Annotated in this window: 21 protein-coding genes; 10 read left to right on the top strand and 11 right to left on the bottom strand. The window is 72.4% G+C overall.

Annotated features, from left to right (window positions below; translation table 11 throughout):
- The first annotated feature begins 343 nt into the window (after positions 1-343).
- Positions 344-838 carry a hypothetical protein gene (locus ACFQ79_RS00215; protein WP_383578303.1) on the top strand — a complete coding sequence of 165 codons (495 nt, stop codon included), beginning with the start codon at positions 344-346 and terminating at the stop codon, positions 836-838.
- A 212-nt stretch (positions 839-1,050) separates the two neighbouring features.
- Here the strand turns inward: ACFQ79_RS00215 and ACFQ79_RS00210 are convergent, their stop codons facing one another.
- Positions 1,051-2,739 (bottom strand): protein kinase, encoded by a 1,689-nt coding sequence (locus tag ACFQ79_RS00210; RefSeq protein WP_383578301.1) that lies wholly within the window; start codon positions 2,737-2,739, stop codon positions 1,051-1,053.
- A 275-nt stretch (positions 2,740-3,014) separates the two neighbouring features.
- Here ACFQ79_RS00210 and ACFQ79_RS00205 point away from each other — a divergent pair, with 275 nt between their 5' ends.
- Positions 3,015-4,634 (top strand): protein kinase, encoded by a 1,620-nt coding sequence (locus ACFQ79_RS00205; protein WP_383578298.1) that lies wholly within the window; start codon positions 3,015-3,017, stop codon positions 4,632-4,634.
- Positions 4,635-4,679: 45 nt separating this feature from the next.
- Here ACFQ79_RS00205 and ACFQ79_RS00200 read toward each other — a convergent pair whose 3' ends face one another.
- The 3 genes from ACFQ79_RS00200 to ACFQ79_RS00190 form a co-directional block, all read right to left on the bottom strand.
- The gene (locus ACFQ79_RS00200; protein ID WP_383578739.1) at positions 4,680-5,681 is read right to left on the bottom strand and encodes a phosphotransferase; all 1,002 of its coding nucleotides are present in this window, start codon (positions 5,679-5,681) and stop codon (positions 4,680-4,682) included.
- Between the two features lie 156 nt (positions 5,682-5,837).
- Positions 5,838-6,290 carry a pyridoxamine 5'-phosphate oxidase family protein gene (locus tag ACFQ79_RS00195; RefSeq protein WP_383578296.1) on the bottom strand — a complete coding sequence of 151 codons (453 nt, stop codon included), beginning with the start codon at positions 6,288-6,290 and terminating at the stop codon, positions 5,838-5,840.
- 180 nt (positions 6,291-6,470) lie between these two features.
- Positions 6,471-7,130: a response regulator transcription factor gene (locus ACFQ79_RS00190; RefSeq protein WP_187621906.1), complete on the bottom strand. Its 660-nt coding sequence runs from the start codon at positions 7,128-7,130 to the stop codon at positions 6,471-6,473.
- Between the two features lie 338 nt (positions 7,131-7,468).
- On the opposite strand from ACFQ79_RS00190, the gene pdhA reads away from it, so the two are divergent.
- The 6 genes from pdhA (at position 7,469) to ACFQ79_RS00160 (ending at position 13,806) form a co-directional block, all read left to right on the top strand.
- The gene (gene pdhA / locus ACFQ79_RS00185; protein WP_329280627.1) at positions 7,469-8,647 is read left to right on the top strand and encodes a pyruvate dehydrogenase (acetyl-transferring) E1 component subunit alpha; all 1,179 of its coding nucleotides are present in this window, start codon (positions 7,469-7,471) and stop codon (positions 8,645-8,647) included.
- Between the two features lie 2 nt (positions 8,648-8,649).
- Positions 8,650-9,630: an alpha-ketoacid dehydrogenase subunit beta gene (locus ACFQ79_RS00180; RefSeq protein WP_383578294.1), complete on the top strand. Its 981-nt coding sequence runs from the start codon at positions 8,650-8,652 to the stop codon at positions 9,628-9,630.
- 31 nt (positions 9,631-9,661) lie between these two features.
- A complete protein-coding gene (locus ACFQ79_RS00175; protein WP_383578737.1) occupies positions 9,662-11,101 on the top strand; it encodes a dihydrolipoamide acetyltransferase family protein in 1,440 nt (479 codons plus the stop codon).
- 99 nt (positions 11,102-11,200) lie between these two features.
- Positions 11,201-11,719 (top strand): hypothetical protein, encoded by a 519-nt coding sequence (locus ACFQ79_RS00170; protein ID WP_383578292.1) that lies wholly within the window; start codon positions 11,201-11,203, stop codon positions 11,717-11,719.
- A 90-nt stretch (positions 11,720-11,809) separates the two neighbouring features.
- Positions 11,810-12,463, top strand: coding sequence for a GntR family transcriptional regulator (locus ACFQ79_RS00165; RefSeq protein ID WP_383578290.1), 654 nt, complete (start codon positions 11,810-11,812; stop codon positions 12,461-12,463).
- Entirely contained in the window at positions 12,460-13,806 is a 1,347-nt protein-coding gene (locus tag ACFQ79_RS00160) for a nitrate/nitrite transporter (protein ID WP_383578288.1), read from the top strand. Before ACFQ79_RS00165 ends, ACFQ79_RS00160 begins: the two co-directional genes overlap by 4 nt.
- An 18-nt stretch (positions 13,807-13,824) precedes the next feature.
- Here the strand turns inward: ACFQ79_RS00160 and ACFQ79_RS00155 are convergent, their stop codons facing one another.
- Positions 13,825-14,652 (bottom strand): maleylpyruvate isomerase family mycothiol-dependent enzyme, encoded by an 828-nt coding sequence (locus ACFQ79_RS00155; RefSeq protein ID WP_383578286.1) that lies wholly within the window; start codon positions 14,650-14,652, stop codon positions 13,825-13,827.
- A 155-nt stretch (positions 14,653-14,807) separates the two neighbouring features.
- Between ACFQ79_RS00155 and ACFQ79_RS00150 the strand changes: the two genes are divergently transcribed.
- On the top strand, positions 14,808-15,605 hold the full coding sequence (locus tag ACFQ79_RS00150; RefSeq protein WP_383578284.1) for a carbon-nitrogen family hydrolase: 798 nt from the start codon (positions 14,808-14,810) through the stop codon (positions 15,603-15,605).
- Positions 15,606-15,864: 259 nt separating this feature from the next.
- Here ACFQ79_RS00150 and ACFQ79_RS00145 read toward each other — a convergent pair whose 3' ends face one another.
- The 5 genes from ACFQ79_RS00145 to ACFQ79_RS00125 all read right to left on the bottom strand — a co-directional run bounded on the left by ACFQ79_RS00145 (position 15,865) and on the right by ACFQ79_RS00125 (position 21,099).
- Positions 15,865-16,716, bottom strand: coding sequence for a histidine kinase (locus ACFQ79_RS00145; protein ID WP_383578282.1), 852 nt, complete (start codon positions 16,714-16,716; stop codon positions 15,865-15,867).
- Between the two features lie 108 nt (positions 16,717-16,824).
- Positions 16,825-17,433, bottom strand: coding sequence for a hypothetical protein (locus tag ACFQ79_RS00140; protein ID WP_383578280.1), 609 nt, complete (start codon positions 17,431-17,433; stop codon positions 16,825-16,827).
- Positions 17,434-17,482: 49 nt separating this feature from the next.
- Positions 17,483-18,940 (bottom strand): hypothetical protein, encoded by a 1,458-nt coding sequence (locus tag ACFQ79_RS00135; RefSeq protein ID WP_383578278.1) that lies wholly within the window; start codon positions 18,938-18,940, stop codon positions 17,483-17,485.
- Between the two features lie 14 nt (positions 18,941-18,954).
- On the bottom strand, positions 18,955-19,359 hold the full coding sequence (locus tag ACFQ79_RS00130) for a hypothetical protein (protein WP_383578276.1): 405 nt from the start codon (positions 19,357-19,359) through the stop codon (positions 18,955-18,957).
- A gap of 141 nt (positions 19,360-19,500) precedes the next feature.
- On the bottom strand, positions 19,501-21,099 hold the full coding sequence (locus ACFQ79_RS00125) for a PLP-dependent aminotransferase family protein (RefSeq protein WP_383578274.1): 1,599 nt from the start codon (positions 21,097-21,099) through the stop codon (positions 19,501-19,503).
- Positions 21,100-21,162: 63 nt separating this feature from the next.
- On the opposite strand from ACFQ79_RS00125, the gene ACFQ79_RS00120 reads away from it, so the two are divergent.
- Positions 21,163-22,494 carry a trans-sulfuration enzyme family protein gene (locus ACFQ79_RS00120; RefSeq protein WP_383578272.1) on the top strand — a complete coding sequence of 444 codons (1,332 nt, stop codon included), beginning with the start codon at positions 21,163-21,165 and terminating at the stop codon, positions 22,492-22,494.
- Between the two features lie 12 nt (positions 22,495-22,506).
- Here the strand turns inward: ACFQ79_RS00120 and ACFQ79_RS00115 are convergent, their stop codons facing one another.
- Positions 22,507-22,998, bottom strand: a complete 492-nt coding sequence (locus ACFQ79_RS00115) for an LURP-one-related/scramblase family protein (protein WP_383578270.1) — start codon at positions 22,996-22,998, stop codon at positions 22,507-22,509.
- Positions 22,999-23,044: the final 46 nt, after the last annotated feature.

Genomic DNA, 23,044 nt, shown 5'->3' with positions numbered 1-23,044 from the left:
ACAACCGCCCTGAGACGGAAGCGCCGCGTCCGTCTCAAGGGGGACCCGGGCGGTCCGAGGGGCTCAGCGGCGCCGCATCCGGAGCCCGAGGAAGCCGATTCCGAGCCCCATCAGGGCGAGACCAACCCCCAGCGTGAGCACCGGAATCCGCTGGTCGACGAGGGGCGGAGCGGATTCGGACGCCATTCGCGGCGCTGCGCCCGGCCGGCTGGCGGGAGCCGCCTCCGGCGCGACGCCCTCCTCCTCGCGTACCCCCTCGGCCTCCTGTCCGACGGCCGCGGGTGCCTCCGGGCGCTCCGGGTCTGTTGCCGTTTCGGTACGAGAGTCCTGCGGGGGCGGGGCCGTGTCGTCCGCCGGGGAGACCGGCGGCACGGAGCGTCCGGGTCTCGGCCGCCCCTCACCCGCGGGCCGGCCCGCCAGCGACGCGGAGCCGTCGGGCGAGGGCGCGTCGCTGGGCGCGGCGCTCGGCGCGGCGGGGGACGCCGACCCGGTGCCGGTGCCGGTGCCGGTGGGTGCGGGTGCGGGGGGCGCGGGCGTGCCCGCACCCCCGGTCCGCCCCGGCGACGCGGAGACGGAGGAGGAGGACGAGGGTGTGATCGTCGCGGAGGGGGTGCCCGAGGAGGGTGACGGGGAGACGGACGTGGCGGAGGGCGAGGGCGGGAGCGACGTGGGGGCCGGCGGCGAGGTCGGGGCCGCGGCCCCCACCGAGCTGCCGGGCGCCTCGGCCCCGTACGCGAGCGGCTCCCCGTACAGGACGCACGCGCAGGCGAACACGCAGGTGAGAGCGGGTCCGAGGACCCGCGCCCGTGCCCTGCGGAGTGCTGGAGTCACCGGGTGACCCCCTCCCGTACCGAGCCGACGAGATAGTGAACTCAGCGTCACATGTCGGGAGGCTTCCGGCATCCGGGACAGGGGCGTCCGACGTAAAGGGGCGTCAGGAGGAGTGACGGCGGGGAGGGGAGGCAGGGCTCGCACGAGAGAGGAGAGCGTTCGGTCGGGAAGGACGGGAAGGAGGGGAAGGGGGAGAAGGAGGGGAAGGGTGGGTCCGTCCTACTGCGGCGGGTTGCCCGTCGAGATCTTGAGGGTGAACTCGGCGTCCTTGTCGGCGATGTCCTCACCGGCCGGCGGGTACTGCTCGAGGACCGTGCCCTCGCCGTACGTGGACTCGTCCACCGGCGTCTGGGTCATGATCTTCCAGCCGGCGGCCTGGACGCAGTCCTTCACCGACTGGATGTTCTTGTAGGTGAAGTTGGGGACCTCGAACTTCTCGGGGTCGTCGTTCGACTCGGTGGGCTGCGTGCACTTCTTCGGGTCGATCGTCTTGGTCAGGTCCGGGCCCTTGTGGCCGGGGGCCGCCGACTGGCTCTGCTGGGTCTCCGTGCCGCCCGTGCCGCCGGCCTCGGGGTCGTCCTTCTCGTCGAGGTTGAGGAAGGCGACGAGGCCGCCGATCGCGAGCAGGGCGGCGACGGCCGCGCCCACGATCATCGGCGTGTTCCGCCGCGAGCCGCCGCCCGTCGGGGTGGGCGCGGGCGTGTGCACCGGGGCGTACGGCGCGGGGGCGGGCGCCTGGTAGGTCTGCGGGGCGGGGGTGGGCGGCTGGTACGAGGCATGCGGGGCGGGGGCCGGGGTCTGGTAGGCCGGAGGGGGCGTCGGCGCCTGCTGCGGGTACCCGTACGAAGGGGCGGGCGCCGGGGTCGCCGGACCGTACGGTCCCGGCTGCGGCGTCGGCGGCTGATAGGGGTGCTGCACCCCGTGCGGGGCCGGCGGCGGGGTCTGGCCGACGGGCGGGAAGACCGCCGAGCTGACGCCCGCACCGCTGCTGACGGGACCGCCGGCGACGATCATCGGGGCACCTGTCTGGCCGGCGGAGAGCACCCGGAGGCACTCGTCGCGCATCGCGGCCGCGCTCGGGAACCGCTCGTTCGGGTTCTTTCGCAGCGCGCGGGCGACGAGCGCGTCCATCGCCGGCGTCACGGCCCGGTTGACGGTCGACGGGGCGACCGGCTCCTCCTGCACATGCGCGTAGGCGATGGCCAGCGGGGAGTCGGCGTCGAAGGGAAGCCGGCCGGTCAGCAGCTGGAAGAGCATGATGCCGACCGAGTACAGGTCGGAGCGGGCGTCCACCGCGCGCCCGAGGGCCTGCTCGGGGGAGAGGTACTGGGGGGTGCCGACGACCATGCCGGTCTGGGTCATCGACGTGACGCCGGACTGCATGGCCCGCGCGATGCCGAAGTCCATGACCTTGACCACGCCGCGCTTGGTCTGCATCACGTTGCCGGGCTTGATGTCGCGGTGGACCAGGCCCATCTCGTGGCTGACCTCGAGGGCGGCGAGCACGTCGGCCGTGACCTTCAGCGCCTTGTCGGCCGGCATCGCGCCGTACTGCTGGATGTCCGAGGCGAGGACCGAGCCGAGCGGCTGCCCCTCCACGTACTCCATGACGATGTACGGCATGACGGCGCCGTCGAGGGTGTCCTCGCCGGTGTCGAAGACCGAGACGATGTTGGTGTGCGACAGCTTCGCGACGGCCTGCGCCTCGCGGCGGAAGCGCTCGCGGAAGGACTGCTCCCGGCCGAGCTCGGTGTGCAGCGTCTTGATGGCGACCTGGCGGTCGAGTGCGCTGTCGTAGGCCAGGTAGACCGACGCCATGCCGCCCTCGCCGAGAAGGTCGCGCAGCTGGTACCGGCCGCCCGCGACCGAACCGCCCGCATAGCGGCCCTGTGCGCCGTCCTGGCTCATCTGTGCTTCCCCCTACGCGCGCGTGGCGGCGTTGATCCGGAATTTCCTGGCCAAGTCTGCCCGAGGGCAGTGACACGTCAAGCCAGGTGCCCGTTCCGTGACCCTCCGCACAAGAAGGTTCCCCGAACCGTTTCCGCGGGGGCGGAGGAATCCTGCCGAATTTGCACAGGTGTACGTGGAAGGGGTTGGATGGCCGGTCCATCTCGGACCGTGGTGTCGTACGGAGCCTGTAGCGTGACGACTGGACACGGCACGACAGACGACGGCGAGGACTGATGGCACCCGAATCCGGAGCAGGCGGCGGTGTGCCCGACTCGTCAGCGGAGTCCTGGGGCGTCGGCGGGGTCGTCGGCGACGGCCGCTACCGCCTGACGCACCGTCTGGGACGCGGCGGCATGGCGGAGGTCTTCGCGGCCGAGGACGTACGGCTCGGCCGTACGGTCGCGGTCAAGCTCCTGCGCGCCGATCTCGCCGAGGACCCGGTCTCCAAGGCCCGCTTCACTCGTGAGGCGCAGTCGGTCGCCGGGCTCAACCACCACGCCATCGTCGCGGTCTACGACTCCGGCGAGGACCTCGTGGCCGGCCGGCCCGTGCCGTACATCGTGATGGAGCTGGTCGAGGGCCGCACCATCCGCGACCTGCTGCTCAGCGCCGAGGCGCCCGGGCCCGAGCAGGCCCTCATCATCGTCTCCGGAGTCCTGGAGGCGCTGGCCTACTCGCACCAGCACGGCATCGTGCACCGTGACATCAAGCCGGCGAACGTGATCATCACCCACGGCGGCGCCGTGAAGGTCATGGACTTCGGCATCGCCCGCGCCCTGCACGGCGCGCAGTCGACGATGACCCAGACCGGCATGGTCATGGGCACCCCGCAGTACCTCTCTCCGGAGCAGGCGCTCGGCAAGGCCGTCGACCACCGCTCCGACCTGTACGCGACGGGCTGCCTCCTCTACGAACTCCTCGCGCTGCGTCCCCCGTTCACCGGTGAGACCCCGCTGTCCGTCGTGTACCAGCACGTCCAGGACGCGCCGGTCCCGCCGTCCGACGTCACGCATTCCGTGCCGCCGGAGCTGGACGGTCTGGTGATGCGTTCGCTCGCGAAGGACCCGGACGACCGGTTCCAGAGCGCCGAGGAGATGCGCGGCCTCATCCAGTACGGCCTGCAGATGCTCCAGCAGCAGGGCGGTCACACCGGCACGTGGAACACCGGGCCGGTCGAGGTGCACGAGGGCGGTCACACCCCGGTCGGCGGCATGGCCGCGACGACCGCGATGGGCCACCCGATGCACGGCGAGACCGCGCAGGGCCCGATCCTTCCCCCGCGGAACCCGGAGGACGGCGGGTACGGCGGCTACGACGGCGGTACGGGCGGGAACGGCGGCTACGGCCAGGACGGTTCGTACGGCTCGCACGGCGGTGGCAGCGGCCGCCGCGGCAAGATCTGGCTGTTCGCCGCGCTCGCGCTGGTCGCGGTCGTCGCCGGTGTCGTCTACGCCCTGGACAAGGCGGGCGACGCGGGCAACCAGAAGGGCGGCACGCCGACGCCGACGGTCTCCACCTCGCCGTCGACCCAGTCGGAGGAGCCGACGCCCTCGGAGGAGCCCTCCGAGGAGCCGTCGACAGACTCGGGCACGTCCGACGGGGGTGTCACGGAGGCGCCGTGGCCGCCGCCGACGACGTACGAGCCGTCGACCCAGCCGCCGACCACGACTCCGCCGACGACCGAGCCGTCGAAGACGACCGAGCCGCCCACGGAGCCCACGGACGAGCCGTCGGAGCCGACGGATCCGCCCACGAATCCCACGGGCACGCCGTCGACCCAGCAGCCCAGCGAGCCCACCGGGGGCGGCAACAACACGGACCCGCCGGCGACGGACGGCACCGAGACCGGCTGACCGGGCTCGGCCCGGGCCCCGGTCCTGACCCTGCCCGACCCCGCCTCACCCCGTGAACGCGTCGCTCACCGCCTCGTACTCGCGGGTCCACCAGACCGCCAGGGCCGACACCGCCGGAAACTGCGGGTCGGCCCTTCGGTCGTGCAGCTGGTAGCGCCAGCGCAGGGTCCAGAAGTCGTTGAGCCGCTCCCACCACACCCGGTGCGCCGCCGCCGCGAGCTCGGCGCGGTCGGCGCCGGTCGCCCGCCGGTACGCGCGCGCGTACGCCCGCACCTTCTCCAGGGCCAGCTCACCCCCCGGCCGTACGAAGAAGATGGCGGCCGCCCTGACCGCCTCCTCGGCCCTCGGGCGGACCCCGAGGCGGTCCCAGTCGACGATCGCGGCGGGCTCGGCGCCCCGGTAGAGCAGGTTCAGCGGGTGGAAGTCGCCGTGCACCCAGCCGGCGGCGGCGGCGGGCGGCGGCCTGTGGTGGGCGTGCTGGGCGAGGAGCCGGCGGCGCTCCCTGAGCCGGTGCTCGGCGAGCGCGTCGAAGCTGTCGCGGGGGCGGTGGGCGCGGGCCAGGCGGATCAGCTCGTCGATGGCCCGGAAGGTGTCCTGGAGGTCGGCGCTGGCGCAGACGCCGTCGTCGGCGGTGGTGCCGGGTTCCCCGTCCGGCCCCGCGGGCTCCATGACGCGGGCCAGGGCGGTGTGGACGTGTCCGAGGAGGGTGCCGAGGCGCCGGGAGCAGCCGGTGGAGAGCTGGGCGCCGTCGCGGTGGCGGCCGTCGATCCAGGGGTGCAGGGCGTAGCAGTGGCCGTCGACGACGGCGACCGTGCGGCCGGTGGCGTCGGGCAGCGGCGGGGCGACGGGCAGGCCGAGGGCGTGCAGCCGCTGGGTGGCGCGGTGCTGCCGGGCGATGGTGGCGCGGTCGGCGGTGGGGGCGTCGAGGTGCTGCTTGAGGAAGTAGGTGCCGCGGGTGGTGGAGAGGCGGAAGCCGCGGTTGAGCAGTCCCTCGGCGACGGGCACGCAGGAGAGGGGCTCTCCGGCGTGCCGGTGGCGGCGGAGCAGGGCGCCGACCGGTGGGGCTGGTGGGGCGCCGACCGGTGGGGCTGGTGGGGCGCCGGCGGGCCGGGTGGCGCCCGGGCGGCCACCGGAGTGAGGGGCGGGCGGTTCGGCCGGTGGAGTGAGCGTTTCAGATGAGCGCGGCACCCGCCAGATGTTAGATCACGCTACGTGGTGGAGGTGTCGCCGGACGGAGTGGGGGGCGGGACGGGTCCCCGGGGTCTCGCTCGCGTAGTCGAGCGCGTGCACCGTCACGAACTGAGGTTCGATCCGCATGTAGACCGGGTCGAAGGGCTCGCCGTCCACCAGCTCCGGCTCGGCGCCGAACTCCGCGAGCTCCTCCGCGGTCGGCTCGACGATCTCGGCGGTGCCGGTGAACTGCACGGACCAGAGGTTCGCGGATCCGGAGCTGAAGTTGTCCGCGCCGTAGGCGACGACGCTGCCGTTGCAGGCACGGTGGTATCCGAGGCCGCGGTGCAGCCGGAGCAGAACGCGGCCGTCGGCCACGATGTGGCGGGCGGGGGCGACGAACGGCATCGCCCGCATGCTCATCGCCACCCGGCCGTACGACACGCGGCTGAGCAACTCGATGGCGCGGATCTCGTCGGTGGACATGGCATCCACTCTCCGCCACCGGCACTGTGTCGGAAAAGGGGCCCCTGCCCCGGTTTCACGGGGACGTAGGTCCCGAATCGGGGCCGCCGGCCGCGTTCCGGCCCGCTCGGGTGCGGGGCCCGGAGCCGGCCGGGCCGGCGTCACCGCCACCGCACGGCCGGCTCCGGGCCCCGCCGTGCGTCAGTGGCGCTCCGCCTGGAGCCGCGCCACGTAGGCGGCGGCCTGCGAGCGCCGCTCCATGCCCAGCTTCGACAGCAGGCTGGAGACATAGTTCTTGATGGTCTTCTCCGCGAGGTGGAGCCGCTCGCCGATGACCCGGTTGGTCAGACCCTCGCCGATCAGGTCCAGGATCCTGCGCTCCTGGTCCGTCAGATTGGCGAGCTTGTCGTCACCCTTCGGATTGTTGCCGTCGCGCAGCCGCTCCAGGACGCGGGCGGTCGCCACCGGGTCGAGCAGCGACTTGCCGGCCGCCACGTCCCGTACCGCGTTGAGGAGTTCGTTGCCGCGGATGGCCTTGAGGACGTAACCCGAGGCTCCGGCCATGATCGCGTCGAAGAGCGCCTCGTCGTCCGCGTACGAGGTCAGCATCAGGCACTTGATGCCCTCGTCCTGCGAACGGATCTCGCGGCACACCTCCACCCCGCTGCCGTCCGGCAGCCGGACGTCGAGCACGGCGACGTCGGGGCGGGTCGCGGGGATCCTGACCAGCGCGTCCGCGGCGGTACCGGCCTCCCCGACCACCTCGATGTCGTCCTCCACGGAGAGCAGCTCGTGGACGCCGCGCCGGACGACTTCGTGGTCGTCCAGCAGAAATACCCGGATTTTTCCTTCTTCGCGCACGCTGCCAGTCTCACATATTGGCTCTTCCCGCGCCCGGGGTGCGCGGGATAACGTGCCGGATGTTCCGACGACGGCGTCGGGCCGTTGTCCATGCGCTGACCAGCAGCGAGTCCCCCTTTTCTCGATTTACTTGGAAATCCAAGCAAAATCGCAGGTCAAGTGGGGTTTCGCGGGAATGCCGCACTATGGGTAACGTGCCTATGACGGCGCTCGCCGGGGCACCTGTCACGCCCGACTCCGGCCGCGTCGCACCCACCCCGTGCGAAGGGTACGGATAAGGCGGAGCCGCACTGGCTTACCGGCGAACCCGGAGGCCGGACCGACGGAGGAGCACGCACGTGACCGTGGAGAGCACTGCCGCGCGCAAGACGACGCGACGCAGCAGCGGCGCCAAGCGCACCACCAGCGCCGCAAGCGCGAAGAAGGCACCGGCAGCGCAGGGCGCAGAGCCCGAGCTCGTCCAGCTGCTGACGCCCGAGGGAGAGCGCGTCCAGCACCCCGATTACGACATCGACCTGAGCGCCGAGGAGCTGCGCGGTCTCTACCGCGACATGGTCCTCACACGTCGCTTCGACGCCGAGGCGACCTCGCTGCAGCGTCAGGGCGAGCTGGGCCTGTGGGCCTCGCTGCTCGGCCAGGAGGCCGCCCAGATCGGTTCGGGCCGCGCCCTCCGGGACGACGACTACGTCTTTCCCACCTATCGCGAACACGGTGTCGCGTGGGTGCGTGGCGTCGACCCGACGAACCTGCTGGGAATGTTCCGCGGTGTGAACCACGGTGGCTGGGATCCCAACAGCAACAATTTCCACCTCTACACGATCGTCATCGGCTCCCAGACCCTGCACGCCACGGGTTATGCGATGGGCATCGCCAAGGACGGCGCGGATTCCGCCGTGATCGCCTACTTCGGCGACGGCGCCTCCAGCCAGGGCGACGTCAACGAGGCGTTCACCTTCTCCGCGGTCTACAACGCGCCTGTCGTGTTCTTCTGCCAGAACAACCAGTGGGCGATCTCCGAGCCCACCGAGAAGCAGACCCGCGTCCCGCTCTACCAGCGCGCCCGCGGCTTCGGCTTCCCCGGCGTCCGGGTCGACGGCAACGACGTCCTGGCCTGCCTCGCGGTCACCCGCTCCGCCCTGGAGCGCGCCCGCCGCGGCGAGGGCCCGACCCTCGTCGAGGCCTTCACCTACCGGATGGGTGCCCACACCACCTCCGACGACCCGACGAAGTACCGCCGGGACGAGGAGCGGGAGGCCTGGGAGGCCAAGGACCCGATCCTGCGCCTCAAGGCGTACCTGGAGCGGGAGGGCCACGCCGACGAGGCCTTCTTCGAGGCCCTGGAGGCCGAGAGCGAGGCGCTCGGCAAGCGCGTCCGCGAGGGTGTGCGCAACATGCCCGACCCGGACGACATGGCGATCTTCGAGAACGTGTACGCGGACGGGCACTCGCTCGTCGACGAGGAGCGCGCGCAGTTCGCCGCCTACCAGGCGTCCTTCGCGGATGGCGAGGTCAAGTAACCATGGCTGTACAGAAGCTTCCGCTCGCCAAGGCGCTCAACGAGTCGCTCCGCAAGGCGCTGGAGACCGACCCCAAGGTCCTCATCATGGGCGAGGACGTCGGCAAGCTCGGCGGTGTCTTCCGGGTCACCGACGGTCTGCAGAAGGACTTCGGCGAGGACCGGGTCATCGACTCGCCGCTCGCCGAGTCCGGCATCGTCGGCACCGCGATCGGTCTGGCCCTGCGCGGCTACCGCCCGGTCGTCGAGATCCAGTTCGACGGTTTCGTCTTCCCCGCGTACGACCAGATCGTCACGCAGCTCGCCAAGATGCACGCCCGTGCGCTCGGCAAGGTCAAGATGCCCGTCGTCATCCGCATCCCGTACGGCGGCGGCATCGGCGCGGTCGAGCACCACTCCGAGTCCCCCGAGGCGCTCTTCGCGCACGTCCCGGGCCTCAAGGTGGTCTCGCCGTCCAACTCGTCGGACGCCTACTGGATGCTCCAGCAGGCCATCCAGAGCGATGACCCGGTCATCTTCTTCGAGCCCAAGCGCCGTTACTGGGACAAGGGCGAGGTCGACACCGAGGCCATCCCCGGCGCGCTCCACGACGCCCGGGTGGCGCGCGAGGGCAGCGACCTCACGCTCGTCGCGTACGGCCCCATGGTGAAGGTCTGCCTGGAGGCCGCCGCGGCCGCCCAGGAGGAGGGCAAGTCGGTCGAGGTCCTGGACCTCCGCTCGATGTCCCCGATCGACTTCGACGCCATCCAGCGGTCCGTCGAGAAGACCGGCCACCTCGTGGTGGTCCACGAGGCCCCGGTGTTCTACGGTGCCGGCGCGGAGATCGCCGCCCGCATCACCGAGCGCTGCTTCTACCACCTGGAGGCCCCCGTCCTGCGGGTCGGCGGCTACCACGCGCCGTACCCGCCGGCGCGCCTGGAGGAGGAGTACCTGCCGGGTCTCGATCGCGTGCTCGACGCCGTCGACCGCTCGCTGGCGTACTGAGGAGAGCACCGTGACGATCCGCGAATTCAAGATGCCCGATGTGGGCGAGGGCCTCACCGAGGCCGAGATCCTCAAGTGGTACGTCCAGCCCGGTGACACGGTCGAGGACGGCCAGGTCGTGTGCGAGGTCGAGACGGCCAAGGCCGCGGTCGAGCTGCCGATCCCCTTCGACGGCACGGTCCACGAGCTGCGCTTCCCCGAGGGGACCACGGTCGACGTCGGCCAGGTCATCATCTCGGTGAACGTCGGCGGCGGGGCCGCGCCCGAGGCGCCGGTGGCCGAGGCCGCTCCGGTCGCCCAGGCCGCGGTGCCCGCTCCGCTCGCCCCGGCCGCCGAGGAGGAGGCCGAGCCGCAGGGCCGTACGCCGGTCCTCGTCGGCTACGGCGTGGCCGCGAGCTCCACCAAGCGGCGCCCGCGCAAGGCGGCGCAGGGCGCGGTCCCGGCCGCTCCCGTCGCTCCGGCGCAGGCCGTTCCGGCCACCGTCCCCGTCGCGGTTCCGGTCTCCGTGCCGGAGCAGCTCAACGGGCACGGGCACGGTGCCGGGCGCCCGCTGGCCAAGCCGCCGGTCCGGAAGCTCGCGAAGGACCTCGGCGTCGACCTGGCGACGGTCACCCCGACCGGCCCGGACGGCATCATCACCCGGGAGGACGTCCACGCGGCGGCCGCTCCGGCGCCCGCGCCGGCCGTCGAGGCCCCGGCCCCGACGCCCGTCGCCCAGCCGGTGGCCGCCCCGGCGTCCGTACCGGCCGCTCCCGTCGTGTCGACCGACGCCCGGGAGACCCGTATCCCCGTCAAGGGCGTACGGAAGGCCACGGCGGCGGCGATGGTCGGCTCGGCCTTCACCGCCCCGCACGTCACCGAGTTCGTGACCTTCGACATCACGCGCACGATGAAGCTGGTCGAGGAGCTCAAGTCCGGCACGGACATGGCGGGCCTGCGGGTCAACCCGCTGCTCCTCATCGCCAAGGCCGTCCTGGTCGCCGTCCGGCGCAACCCGGAGATCAACGCGGCCTGGGACGAGGCGGCGCAGGAGATCGTCCTCAAGCACTACGTGAACCTGGGCATCGCCGCGGCCACCCCGCGCGGTCTGCTCGTGCCGAACATCAAGGACGCGCACGCGCAGACCCTGCCCGAGCTCTCGGCGTCGCTGAGCGAGCTGATCTCCACCGCCCGCGACGGGAAGACGACCCCGGCGGCGATGCAGGGCGGCACCTTCACCATCACCAACGTCGGCGTCTTCGGCGTCGACACCGGTACGCCCATCCTGAACCCCGGCGAGTCCGCGATCCTCGCGGTCGGTGCGATCAAGCTCCAGCCGTGGGTCCACAAGGGCAAGGTGAAGCCGCGTCAGGTCACGACGCTGGCTCTCTCCTTCGACCACCGACTGGTCGACGGCGAGCTCGGCTCCAAGTTCCTGGCGGACGTCGCCGCGATCCTGGAGCAGCCGAAGAGGCTGATCAGCTGGGCGTGAGGCCCGAGTTGCGACGTTTCACGTGAAACACCCGGCCGGGGGTGACGCCACCCCCGGCCGGGTGTTGACTGTGAGACTCACGCACCAAGGGGGATCTTCATGCGATGTCTGGGACCGCTGGAGCTGTTAGACGACCGAGCGGTGATCGGTGATCCACAGCGCCAGGGAGGGACCTGCCTGGTCCTGACGCCCGAAGGCCTGGAGCACCGCGCGAACGGGACGCCGGAGCCGCTCGAGCTCCTCCCGTGGTCCAGGGTCGTGCAGCTGGACATCCGCACGACCCACTGGCACTGGATGGCCACGCGCGGCGCCACGGTGGCCAAATGGGCGCTTCTGTCGAGGGCCCACCTGGGCCGCAACGCCTGCTCCGTACACGCGCTCGTACGCCATCCCTACGACGACTGGTACGCGCGGTACAGCCACCACGAGCGCGCCTACACGGAGGCGCACACATATCTGCTGGGCCTGCTCTTCGAGGCGGTCTCCGAGGCGAGGCTGACGCACCGGCTGGGTGACGCGGAGTGGCTCGGCGCCGTCGTCGAGCAGGTGGCGCCCCTGCCGTTCCGGCGGTCGTCGGCGCAGCGGATCCGCGAGATCGTCGCAGCCGTCCCCGTCTGATCCGGCCCCGTCCGGACCCGCTCGGCCCCGCCCGCTTCCACATGGCGGACGGGGCTGCCCTTGCACCTCTGTTGTATCTATGCTGTGTGCATGCCCACCGCCCCGGCCAAACAGGCCCCCGCAGCCGACCGTGTCTACATGCACGTCAAGCAGGCCGTACTCGACCGGCGCTACGAGGGGGGCACCCTCCTCACCGAGGGCGAACTCGCGCTCGCCGTAGGGGTGTCGCGGACGCCCGTCCGTGAGGCGCTGCTCAAGCTGGAGATGGAAGGGCTGCTCAAGCTCTACCCGAAGAAGGGCGCCCTCGTCCTCGCCGTCTCCGCGCAGGAGATCGCCGACGTCGTCGAGACCCGGCTGCTCGTCGAGGAGTTCGCCGTCCGCCGGGCGGTGCCCGCCCCCGCCTCGCTCATCGAGCGTCTCGAGGAACTCCTGGAGGAGCAGAAGCTGCGCGCCGCGGCCGGCGACCTCGCCGAGGTGGCGGTCACCGACCGGTGCTTCCACGCCGAGATCGTGCAGCACGCCGGCAACCAGATCCTGTCCCGCCTCTACGACCAGCTCCGCGACCGCCAGCTGCGGATGGGCGTCGCCGTGATGAAGTCGCAGCCGGACCGCGTCGCCAAGAACATCACCGAGCACGCCGAGATCCTCGACCGGATAAGAGCCGGCGACGCCGAGGGCGCGGCGCACTGCGTCCGCCAGCACCTCAGCTGGGTCAAGGTCCTGGTCCGGGGCGAGGACCGATGAGCAAGCGCAACCGCAACCGCGACCGCAACCGCAACCGCAACGGCTACGGCTCGGCCGTCACCCTCCCCGGCGATCCGCCCGGCGGCCGCCGGGCCGCCCTCGTCTGGGGCGTCGGCGTCGCCGTCTACTTCGTCGCCGTCATCTTCCGCACGTCCCTCGGGGTCGCCGGACTCGACGCCGCCGACCGCTTCGACGTCAACGCCTCCGCGCTCTCCACCTTCTCCATACTCCAGCTGCTCGTCTACGCGGGCATGCAGATACCCGTCGGCCTCATGGTCGACCGGCTCGGCACCAAGAAGGTCCTCGCCCTCGGCGTCGTCCTCTTCACCCTCGGCCAGCTGGGCTTCGCGCTCTCCCCCTCGTACGGCACCGCGCTCGCCTCCAGGGCGCTGCTCGGCTGCGGCGACGCCATGACCTTCATCAGCGTCCTGCGGCTCGGCAGCCGCTGGTTCCCGGCCCGCCGGGGCCCGCTCATCGGGCAGGTCGCCGCGCTCTTCGGCATGGCCGGCAACCTCGTCTCCACCGTCTTCATCGCCCGCGCCCTGCACGGCCTCGGCTGGACGACCACCTTCGTCGGCAGCTCCCTCGCCGGCGTCCTCGTCCTGGTCCTGCTGCTGCTCTTCCTCAAGGACCACCCCGAGGGATACGAGCCGCAGCCCTCCTCGCACGCGGGCGCCGCCTTCGTACGCCGTCAGATCGCCGAGTCCTGGCGGGAACCCGGCACCCGGCTCGGCATGTGGGTGCACTTCACCACCCAGTTCCCCGCGATGGTCTTCCTGCTGCTGTGGGGAATGCCGTACCTGGTGGAGGCACAGGGCCTGTCCCGGTCGACCGCGGGGACCCTGCTCACCCTGGTCGTCCTGTCGAACATGGTCGTCGGCCTCGCGTACGGGCAGATCATCGCCCGTCACCACACCGCCCGCGCGCCGCTCGCCCTCGGCACGGTCGCCGCGACCGCCCTGCTGTGGGCGACCACCCTCGCGTACCCCGGCGACCACGCCCCGATGTGGCTGCTCGTCACCCTCTGCCTGGTCCTCGGCGCCTGCGGACCGGCCTCGATGATCGGCTTCGACTTCGCCCGCCCGGCGAACCCGCCGGAGCGTCAGGGCACCGCGTCCGGCATCGTCAACATGGGCGGCTTCGTGGCCTCGATGACGACGCTGCTCGCCGTGGGCGTGCTGCTCGACGCGACCGGCGACAACTACCGGATCGCGTTCTCCTCGGTCTTCGTCCTGGAGGCCCTGGGCGTCGTGCAGATCCTGCGCCTCAAGGCCCGTACCCACCGCAGGGAACGGGACCGGCTCGTCGCCAGCAGGGTGGAAGCCGTGCACGTACCCGTCTAGCGAACCCCGCGGGGCGGACTAGCGCGGAGTCACCGCGAAGTTGTCGAGGATGGCCCGTGCCAGCGCCTCGTCGCCCTCGGTCTTGACCCGGTCGGCCACCTCGGCCGGCCGGACCCGGCCGCAGGCGAGGCGCACGAACGTCTCCCAGTCCGTCGCGAGCGTCACCGCGGGGCCCAGCGAGGGCGCGCCGTCGATGGAACCCCGGCCCTCCGCGTCGACCCGTACCGTCCGCAGGAACTCCACCGGGCCGCTGACGTCGACGACGACGGCCGAAGGGGCGGGCGCCCCCGCGTCCTTGGCGATGACCTTCGGCAGGGCCTCCAGGAGCACGTCACGGGTCACGTGGGCGCCCGCCGAGTCCAGGTTGCCCGGCGTGCCGAGCGCGACCCGCAGGTCCTGCTCGTGCACCCACACGTCGAAGGCGCGCATCCGGTACGCCAGTTCCAGGGACTGCTCGGCGCCGAGGGGGGCGCGGATCAGGTGCTCGGGGGAGCGGTTCTCGTTGCGGAGCTGCCGGGCCCGTCGGATCAGGATGTATTCGAGCTCCGAGGTCATCTCCGGGGCGGTGTGGTGCCGCCGCACATCGACCTGCACCTCCATGTAGCGCGCGAAGTCACTGCGTACGTGGTAGAGATCGCGCGGCAGGGAGTGGATCGGGCGCGGGTCGCCGAGCATCTCGGTCTCCATGCCGATCACATGGGACACGATGTCCCGCACCGACCAGCCGGGGCACGGTGTGGGCCGGTTCCACTCGCCCTCCACGAGCGGCTGCACCAGCTCGGCTATCGCCTCGATGGAGTGGGTCCAGGCGTCGGCGTAGTTCTGGAGGCTGGGATGGACGGTCACGGGACCCCTCGGCGGTTCTTCGGTGCGCGGGCTGAAAACACGACTGGGTGGGAGGCTCGGACGCTAAGTTACGCTGCCCGAAGGCACCCCGGCAGTGCTTTCGTGTGACGATCGTAGGCCGGTGTTGACGGCTCGAATGCCAGGACGGTGGTAGTGTGCGCGCCTCGCTGATCCAGATCGCGGTAGACCCGGACGAACCGGTCGACGCCCGACGAGCCCGCGTGGCCCGTCTCGTACGGGAGGAATCCGGCCGCGCCGACCTCGTCGTCCTGCCGGAACTGTGGCCCATGGGGGCCTTCGCGTACGAGTCGTTCGCCGCCGAGTCCGAGCCGCTGAACGGCCCCACCCACCGCTCGATGGCCGCCGCCGCACGCGACGCCGGGGTCTGGCTGCACGCCGGATCGTTCGTCGAGGCGGAGGGCGGCGCGCTGTACAACACCTCGCTCGTCCTCTCCCCCGACGGCGAACTCGCCGCCTCCTACCGCAAGATCCACCGCTTCGGCTTCGACAAGGGCGAGGCGGTGATGATGGCCGCCGGGGAGGACCTGGTCACCGTCGACCTGCCGCACCTCACCGTCGGCGTCGGCACCTGCTACGACCTGCGCTTCCCCGAGCTGTTCCGCGGGCTCGTCGACGCGGGCGCCCAGGCCTTCGTCGTCCCGGCCGGCTGGCCGGCCCGCCGCCGCGCCCACTGGAGCCTGCTCGCCCGGGCCCGCGCCGTCGAGAACCAGGCGTACGTCCTCGCCTGCGGTACGGCGGGCACGCACGCGGGCGTGGAACAGGCCGGACACTCGATCGTCGTCGACCCCTGGGGCGAGACCGTCGCCGAGGCGGGCCCGGACGAGGAGATCCTGCGGGTGGCCCTGGACCCGGCGAAGGTCACGACGACCCGCGAACAGTTCCCGGCGCTGAAGGACCGGGTCCTGGGCATCGCGCCGCCGAAGCGGGGCTGAAAGCACCGGGAGCGGGCCCCGGAAGCGGCCGGGAAACGGTCCCGGGAGCGGCCCGGAAGGGCAGGCGGCCCGGAACCGGCACCGGGGAGCGGTCCGGAAGGGCAGGCGGCCCGGAACCGGCACCGGGGAGCGGTCCGGAACCGGCCCCCGGAAGCGGCCCCGGAAGCGTCGGCCCCCGTCGGCGCGGGGGCCTCGGCGCAGGGCCGGGGCCTTCTCCCGGTCTCCCGTTCTCCCGTACGAGCTCCGCGCAGCGGGCCCGCTACGCCTGCGCCGGGGCCTCTCGCCGTGCGATCTCCGACTCGTCCGGGAGCAGCCCGGTCAGCTCCTGCCAGATCCGCTTCGGGGCGACGCGGCGCAGCCGGAACGGGCTGCCGGCCGTCACCTGGCCCTCCGCCACCGGCTCGGCGGGCAGCTCGCGCAGCCAGTAGCCGAGCGGACCGCAGTCCCAGGCGGCGACCACGCGGGCCGTCACACCCTGCACCCCGTCCTGGCGGCCCTGCCAGGCGGCCGTCATCCGCCAGTTGGACCGCACCTCCACGATCAGCTGTGCGAGCCGCGTGGCGGTGCCCTCGGCCGTCCCGGCCGCCCGCAGCGCCTCGACGACCTGGTGCCGCTCGTCCGCGCCGGGCGTCGCCGCGGCCTTCTCCAGGGCCTGGAGGCCCGCCTCGAGGACGCCGACGGTCGTCTCGACGACCTGCTCCTCGGCCTTGTCGGCGCCCGCCGCGTCGGACTGGCGCAGGGCGATCAGGTCGGCCAGCGTCCACACCACGGTCCGCGGCTCGACGAGCCGGTAGACCGCCTCCTCCTCGCCCGGCCAGGTCTCGTGGCAGACGACGTGGTCGTCGCCGATGAGCAGCCCGTGGTGCAGGGCGCCCTGCCGGCCGGCCGCCTCCAGGGAGACGATCACGGTGGGGTTGACGAGGGTCTGCATCAGGGGCAGCAGGAGCGTGGACAGTTCCCCGGCCCCGCTCATGAGCCCGGCGTCCCGGAGCCGCGCCTCGGCGGGCGCCATGGACTCCGGGACCGGCTGACCGGTCGCCAGCTGGGCGAGGACGAAGACCTCGTCGTCGGTCAGCCGGAAACGGGATCGGGTCACGTCGAAGGAAGGCATGTGTCGCTCACTCGGGTAGGGCGGGTAGGGCGGGTAGGCCCCGTGGGGCGGGTGCGCTGCGCGGGGCGGCGGGTACGGCGGTACGGCGGACCGGTTCCGGGCGGGGACTCAGTACGTCGCCTCGGTCCAGAAATGGGTCACGCGGGAGATGCCCGCCTTCACCGCGCCGATCCGGGTCAGGGCCGACCGGTCGACGCCCGCGAAGATCAGGCCGAGGGCCAGGTCCCCGCCCTCCGCACGCCCCTCGACCCGCACGGAGAGCCGGCGGTTCTTGCCGCGCCCGGACTCGCGGACGGTGATCCTGACCCCGGGGTCCTCGTCGTCGGGCTCGCGGGTCAGGACGTAGGCGTTCTTGTCGAGCGCCGCGAGCCGGTACTGGTCGCCCGCGTACTTCATCGTCAGGGCGCGCTGGACGAGCGTGGCGCCGAACCGGTTCCGCGAGACGTACACCATCCGGTCGCCGACCCGCAGCGTGGACCGGTTCAGGGTCGGCAGCTTGAGCCCCTCGGCGTGCATCCCGCGGGCCTCGAAAGAGGCCACGGGGAGCAGCCCGCCGCGCACCTCCGAGACGAGCGTCTCGGGGTTGGTGCGGGGGAGGGGCGCCGTCAGCGTGATCTCGCCGAACTCCGGCGAGACCCCCTTCCAGCCCGCGCTGTAGTGGTGCCGGTTCCCCTCCTTCCACGCCTGGAGTTCGAACGGGCTGACCTGGGTGTGCATGAACGGATTCCTCTTCGGTCTCGGGGATCTCGGGGTCTCGCGGCAGGGGTCAGTCGAAGGGGTTCAGGGCGCTGCCCAGTTTCTTCGCCCCGCTCGCGATCCCGGAGCCCACGTCGGACGCCTTGTCGCCGATCCAGTCCCCGGCCTGTTCGATGCCCTTCCCGATGGCCTCGTGGTTGTCCCAGATCAGCGCGGCTCCGTAGGCCACGCCGGTGCCGACGGCGATGCCGAGGGTGACCGGGGTCGGGGCGACGGTCAGCATCGTCATCGAGGCGCTGAAGGCCGTTCCGGTGAGGTCCGAGGCGAACTTCGCCGGGTCGGCCTTGATCATGTCCGTGTTGTACGTGGCGAGGTTGGCGACGCCGTACGCGGTGGCCGCGACGCCGCCGACGACACCGGCGCCGCGCAGCACGCCGGCCGCCTTGGCGGCGTTGGCGAGACCGCCGTTCTGCGCGACCTTCAGGAGGTTGGCCTCGGCGGCGGTCGGCATGAAGAAGGCGTTGTTGCGCATGAACCCGCCGAGCATGGCGGCCTCGTCGGAGCCGGTCAGCGCGGTCGCGAGGCCCGGCGGGACCTTGCTGAGCAGGCTGCCGGGAGCCGCGCCCGCGAGCCGCATGTTGAAGTGCTTGGACAGGAAGGTGCCGGGCGCGGTCGGGTGGACGAACGGCGGCCGGATCGCCTTGGACAGCTTGTACGAGTACAGGCCGGCCGCGGTCAGGGCGCCGGCGAAGGCGCCGGCCGTGATCGTGCCCTTGGTGAACTTGTCGACCAGGTCGGCCAGTTTCTCGTTGCCGGTGAGCTTGGCGATGCCGTCGCGCTGGAGCCGCTGGACGTAGTCGTCGAGCGTCTCGTTGTCCTTCATCTTCAGCCAGGCCAGGTTCATCCGGTCGTCCTTGGCCTTGTCGTCGGCCGCGGCGACCTTCCCGGCGTCACCGTTGAACCCGGTGCCGACGGTCGCGTCGTTCTTGTTGCCGTGACCGTCCTTGACCACGGCCTCCAGGTCCTTCTTCAGGTCCTGGTCGGCGAGGTCGAAGGCCTTGACGCAGCCGTCGAGGTGCTCGGTCCAGGCCGTCTCGGCCTCCCGCACGCTCTTGGCGCCGTCCGGGTCGTGGTGCAGGGCGCTGCGCTCGCTCGGCGAGAGCCGCTCGTAGTCGTAGGCGACCCTGCCCTGCTCGGACACCTTCATCCCGGCCTTGACGGCGTCGGCGCGGGCGTTCTCCAGCTGCTTCTTCAGCTCGGTGAACTGCTCGTGGGCGTTGCGCAGCACCGTCGCGGTGGCCTTCGCCTGCGTCTGGGCGGCCTGGTACTCGTAGCGGGTCGCCGCGAAGTTGGTCTGCGCGGCGGTCGCGCTCTCGCCCAGCCAGGCCTGGGAGGTCGTCAGCGATTCGACGCTGTCGCGGTAGCGCTCCTCCACCTTGTGCAGGTCGCCCGCCATCTCGGTCCACTTGTCGGCGGTGGTGGCGAGCTTGCCCAGGTCGGTCGTCATGATCTCGGAGTACGTCAGCATGTACGTCCGCCCCCTCAGTACTGCTCGATGCGCGAGGTCGGCCTGACCCCGGCGAGACGGGCCCGGTTGTCGAGCTCCTGCTGGCCGAACGTGAGCGCGGTGCTGCGCAGGGCGGTCTTCTCGGAGCCGAGGCGGGCGAGGAGGTTCTTCACCTGGCTGTCCCAGGTGGTCTCGACCGTCTTCAGGCCGGCCGCGGTCGCCCAGCCCTCGAAGCCGCCGACGGCGGCCGTCGTGGCGGCGTCGGCCACCTTGGCGGCCTTGGCCGTGTCCGGTTCCAGCTCGTTCTCGATGGTGTTTGCCGCGGCCTTCTTCTTTGCTGGTGCGGTAGCGAGGCTGGGCGGCCCGCCAGACGTGCCCCCGCCTCCGCCGCCGCCGTCGAGCTGGTTCAACCGCGTTCCGACGGGGGCTTGTTCGGTCACGCCGGACCGTATGCCGGCCCAGTCCTCGTCAAAACCCATGCCGCTGCGCCCCCATGAGAAAAGAATGATCATCACTTTGCAGGTGCATCGTATGTTTCCGTGGTGAAGCCCGGGATGCAAGGCTGGATCGCTCCGGTCGGGTCAGAGCGTGATGCCTTGGAGCGAAGCGCCCGGTTTCGCCCCCGTATCCGCGCCCGTGTCCGCGCCCGTGTCCCCGTCCGTGTCCGCGCCCGTGTCCCCGCCCGTGTCCGCGCCGGTGTCCGCGCCCGGTCCGTCGTCCGGCTCCGCGCCGGGCTCCGCTCCCGGGGCCGGGGCGTACTCCGCCCAGGCCGCCGCCAGTCTCCGTACCGCCTCCGTGAGCACCTCCCGCGGCAGCAGGAAGTGCAGCCGCAGCCGCCGGACGCTGCCGCCGAGGGCGTCCGTGGTCGCACCCGGCAGGACGGCCACCCCGTGCCGGAGGGCGACCTGGGCGAACGCGACCCCGTCCCCGTGCGGGAGCCGGACCCACAGCGTCTGACCGCCGGTCGCCGGGGCACAGGACCAGGACGGCAACAGCCGGGCGAGCTCTGCCCGCAGATGGGCGTGACCCGCGCGGAGGGTGTGCAGCCGGGCGGCCCGTACCGGCGCGAGGTCGGCGAGGAGACGCGCCGCTACCAGCTGGGACGGCACGTCACAGCCCAGGTCGTGCAGGGCCTTCAGCCGTGCGAGGCGGGCGATCAGCGGCGCCGGGCCGCGCACCCAGCCGATCCGCAGCCCGCCCCACACGACCTTGCTGAGCGAACCGACCGCGATCACCTCGCCGTACGCGGACAGGGGCCGCGGTTCCCGCGCCGTGCCGAACGCCAGGTCGCCCAGCACCTCGTCGTCCACGAGCGGCACCCCCAGCGCGTTCGCCGCCTCCACGAGCCGGCGCCCGGCGAGCGGCGGCAGCACCGTGCCCGTGGGGTTCTGGAAACGGGCCACCACATAGGCCAGGGCGGGACGGTGGCGCTCCATCACCCGTACCGCCTCCGCCACGTCGAGCCCGTCCGGACCGACCGCCACCGGCAGCGGCACGGCCGCGGCCTCCCGGAACAGATCGAGCGCCCCCGGATACGTCGGCGCCTCCACCAGCACCCCGTCCCCCGGCGCCAGCAGCAGCCGGGCGAGCAGCGAAAGCCCCTGTTGCGCACCGGTGGTGACCAGGATCTGCCCGGGTCCGGTCGGCACGCCCCGCTCGGCGTACCGCGCGGCCACCGCCTCCCGCAGCACGCCGAGACCGGCCGGGTGGTAGCCGGGGTCCCCACCCGGCAGGACGAGCGAGCGGTACGCCTCCGCCACCTCGGGCGGCGGCTCCACGGGGGCCGCGCAGCTCAGCAGGATGACGTCGTCCGGCGCCTCCAGGAGATGCAGGAACAACGGGTTGGACGTCTCCGTCACGCGGGGCGGGTCCCCTGCCCGGGGCGCCTCCGGCGCGAGCGCGGCCCGCGCGACCCGGGTCCCGCTGCCCTGCCGCCGGACGAGCCGCCCCTCCTGACGCAGGGTGTCGTACGCCGCGACCACCGTCGTACGGCCCACGGCGAGGGTCTTCGCGAGCCGCCGGTCCGGCGGCAGCAGGGTGCCCGGGGGCAGCGCGCCCTCGTCGACGAGACGGCGCAGCCGGGCCGCGAGCAGCAGGTACAGGGGCCCGCGGCCGGCGGACCAGCGACCGAGCCGCGAGACGAGGTCGTCGGGGTCGGGGGAATGACCGATTGGCTTCATGGCCGAACCAATCTGCCGGGATTGGACCTGGGAAGGCAAACGCCCTGTCCACAGACTGAGTTCATGAGCACCGACTCCACGTCCACCGTGGCCGCCACGCCCGCCGTCCCCGCCGCGTCCCCCACGGCCTCCTCCTCCCCCACGGCTCCGACCGCGGCCCCCTCCTCGCCGTCTCCCCGCCCCGAGACCCTCGCCGTCCACCCGCCGCACGTGGAGATCACCGGCAGCCGGCCCCTCGGCGTCCCGCTCCACCAGGGCCATGTCTTCGCCTTCGAGTCGGCCGACGCCCTCGCCACCGCCTTCACCTCAGCGGATGCCTTCCTCTACAGCCGTCTCGGCAACCCCACCGTCCGCACCCTGGAGGACGCCGTCGCCCGCCTGGAGGGCGGCACCGCAGGCGTCTCCTTCGCCTCGGGCATGGGCGCGGTGAACGCCGTCCTCCTCGGCCTGCTGGGCAGCGGCGGCCACGTCGTCGCCCAGACCTGCCTGTACGGCGGCACGTACGCGGTCCTCACCGACCTCGCCACCCGCTGGGGCGTCGACGTCACCTACGTCTCCGGCACCGACCCCGAGGAGGTCCGGGCGGCGCTGCGGCCCGAGACCCGGCTGCTCTACCTGGAGACCATCGCCAACCCGACCACCCGGGTCTCCGACGTGCCCGCGCTCGCCGCCGTCGCCGCCGAGGCGGGGGTCCCGGTCGCCGTCGACAACACCTTCGCCTCGCCGCTCCTCTTCCGGCCGCTCGACCACGGCGCCGACATCGTCATCCACTCCGCGACCAAGTACCTGTCCGGGCACGCGGACGTCCTCGGCGGGATCGCCGTCTTCAAGGACGCCGCGCTGTACGGGCGGATCCGCCACCACGCGGTCGAACAGGGCGCGTCCACCGACCCGTTCGCCGCCTGGCTCACCCTGCGCGGCATGCAGACCCTCTCCCTGCGCATGGAGCGCCAGTGCGCGAGCGCCGCCGACCTGGCGGCCCGGCTCGCCGCCCACCCGGCGGTGGCGGCCGTACGCCACCCCGCCCTCGCCGACCACCCTGACCGGGCGATCGCCGCGCGCCTGCTGCCGGCCGGCGGAGGCGGTGTGATCTCGGTGGACCTGGCGGGCGGCCGGGAGGCGGGCCGCACCTTCGTCGAGGCGGTCCGGCTCGCCTCCCTCAGCGTCTCCCTGGGTGATGTGAAGACCCTGGTGATGCACCCGGCCTCCACCTCCCACCACCAGCTCGACGCGGCGGCCCTGGAGGCGGCGGGGATCGGCCCCGGCACGGTCAGGATCTCGATCGGCATCGAGCACGTCGAGGACCTGTGGGCCGACCTGGAGCAGGCGCTGGCGAAGGCACTGGAGAAGGCGCCGGAGCAGGCGCTGGAGAAGGCGCCGGCGAAGGCCGTCTAGGCGTCCGCCGCGTCAGTCCTCCCGCTCCCGCTCGGCCATCCGGATCACGCACACCGCGACCGCGACGAGCAGCGCGGCGTCCGTGTCCTCGCGGACCACGTTCACCGCGTACGTCTCGCGGACGCGGAACCACTGCCGGGAGATGTGGGCCAGGAGTTCACCCTCGTACTCGACGGTGAACTCCCGGTCCAGGATCCTGCCGCTGACATCGAGTTCCGTGCCCTCGACCAGCGTCACCCGGTAGTGGTTGCGCAGCAGCGAGAGCCGCTTGCGGCGGACGGTCGCCAGCGGCCGCTCGTCGCGCTCGATGGTCATGGTGTCCCGGAGGCTGAACATCTTCTGCCGCAGGGTGATCAGGATCTGCCCGTCGGGGTCCTTCAGCTCCAGGGTGTCGCGCAGGCGCAGGGCCTTGCCGTCGACGAGGAAGGCGTGGCGGCCCTGCTCGTCCTCGATCCAGTAGTCGTCGCCGATCGCGAAGATCTTGTCCCGTACGAGATATTTCACGCCGCTATGCCTGCCCGCGGGGCGGGCGTCTCTCACTCGGATGGCA

The sequence above is a fragment of the Streptomyces sp. NPDC056480 genome (genome assembly GCF_042795405.1).
In the GTDB taxonomy this organism is placed as follows: Bacteria; Actinomycetota; Actinomycetes; order Streptomycetales; family Streptomycetaceae; genus Streptomyces.
The sequence above is the reverse complement of the archived record's forward strand: the minus strand, read 5'-3'. Positions and strand labels throughout refer to the sequence as shown.

What these genes read in the sequence shown, in the direction of transcription:
- ACFQ79_RS00125 (WP_383578274.1), bottom strand. Translation starts at nt 21,099, where the DNA reads ATGAAGCCAATCGGTCATTCCCCCGACCCCGACGACCTCGTCTCGCGG.
- ACFQ79_RS00165 (WP_383578290.1), top strand. Translation starts at nt 11,810, where the DNA reads ATGCCCACCGCCCCGGCCAAACAGGCCCCCGCAGCCGACCGTGTCTAC.
- ACFQ79_RS00195 (WP_383578296.1), bottom strand. Translation starts at nt 6,290, where the DNA reads ATGTCCACCGACGAGATCCGCGCCATCGAGTTGCTCAGCCGCGTGTCG.
- ACFQ79_RS00175 (WP_383578737.1), top strand. Translation starts at nt 9,662, where the DNA reads ATGCCCGATGTGGGCGAGGGCCTCACCGAGGCCGAGATCCTCAAGTGG.
- ACFQ79_RS00140 (WP_383578280.1), bottom strand. Translation starts at nt 17,433, where the DNA reads ATGCACACCCAGGTCAGCCCGTTCGAACTCCAGGCGTGGAAGGAGGGG.
- ACFQ79_RS00180 (WP_383578294.1), top strand. Translation starts at nt 8,650, where the DNA reads ATGGCTGTACAGAAGCTTCCGCTCGCCAAGGCGCTCAACGAGTCGCTC.
- ACFQ79_RS00120 (WP_383578272.1), top strand. Translation starts at nt 21,163, where the DNA reads ATGAGCACCGACTCCACGTCCACCGTGGCCGCCACGCCCGCCGTCCCC.
- ACFQ79_RS00170 (WP_383578292.1), top strand. Translation starts at nt 11,201, where the DNA reads ATGCGATGTCTGGGACCGCTGGAGCTGTTAGACGACCGAGCGGTGATC.
- ACFQ79_RS00205 (WP_383578298.1), top strand. Translation starts at nt 3,015, where the DNA reads ATGGCACCCGAATCCGGAGCAGGCGGCGGTGTGCCCGACTCGTCAGCG.
- ACFQ79_RS00135 (WP_383578278.1), bottom strand. Translation starts at nt 18,940, where the DNA reads ATGCTGACGTACTCCGAGATCATGACGACCGACCTGGGCAAGCTCGCC.
- ACFQ79_RS00145 (WP_383578282.1), bottom strand. Translation starts at nt 16,716, where the DNA reads ATGCCTTCCTTCGACGTGACCCGATCCCGTTTCCGGCTGACCGACGAC.
- ACFQ79_RS00160 (WP_383578288.1), top strand. Translation starts at nt 12,460, where the DNA reads ATGAGCAAGCGCAACCGCAACCGCGACCGCAACCGCAACCGCAACGGC.
- ACFQ79_RS00210 (WP_383578301.1), bottom strand. Translation starts at nt 2,739, where the DNA reads ATGAGCCAGGACGGCGCACAGGGCCGCTATGCGGGCGGTTCGGTCGCG.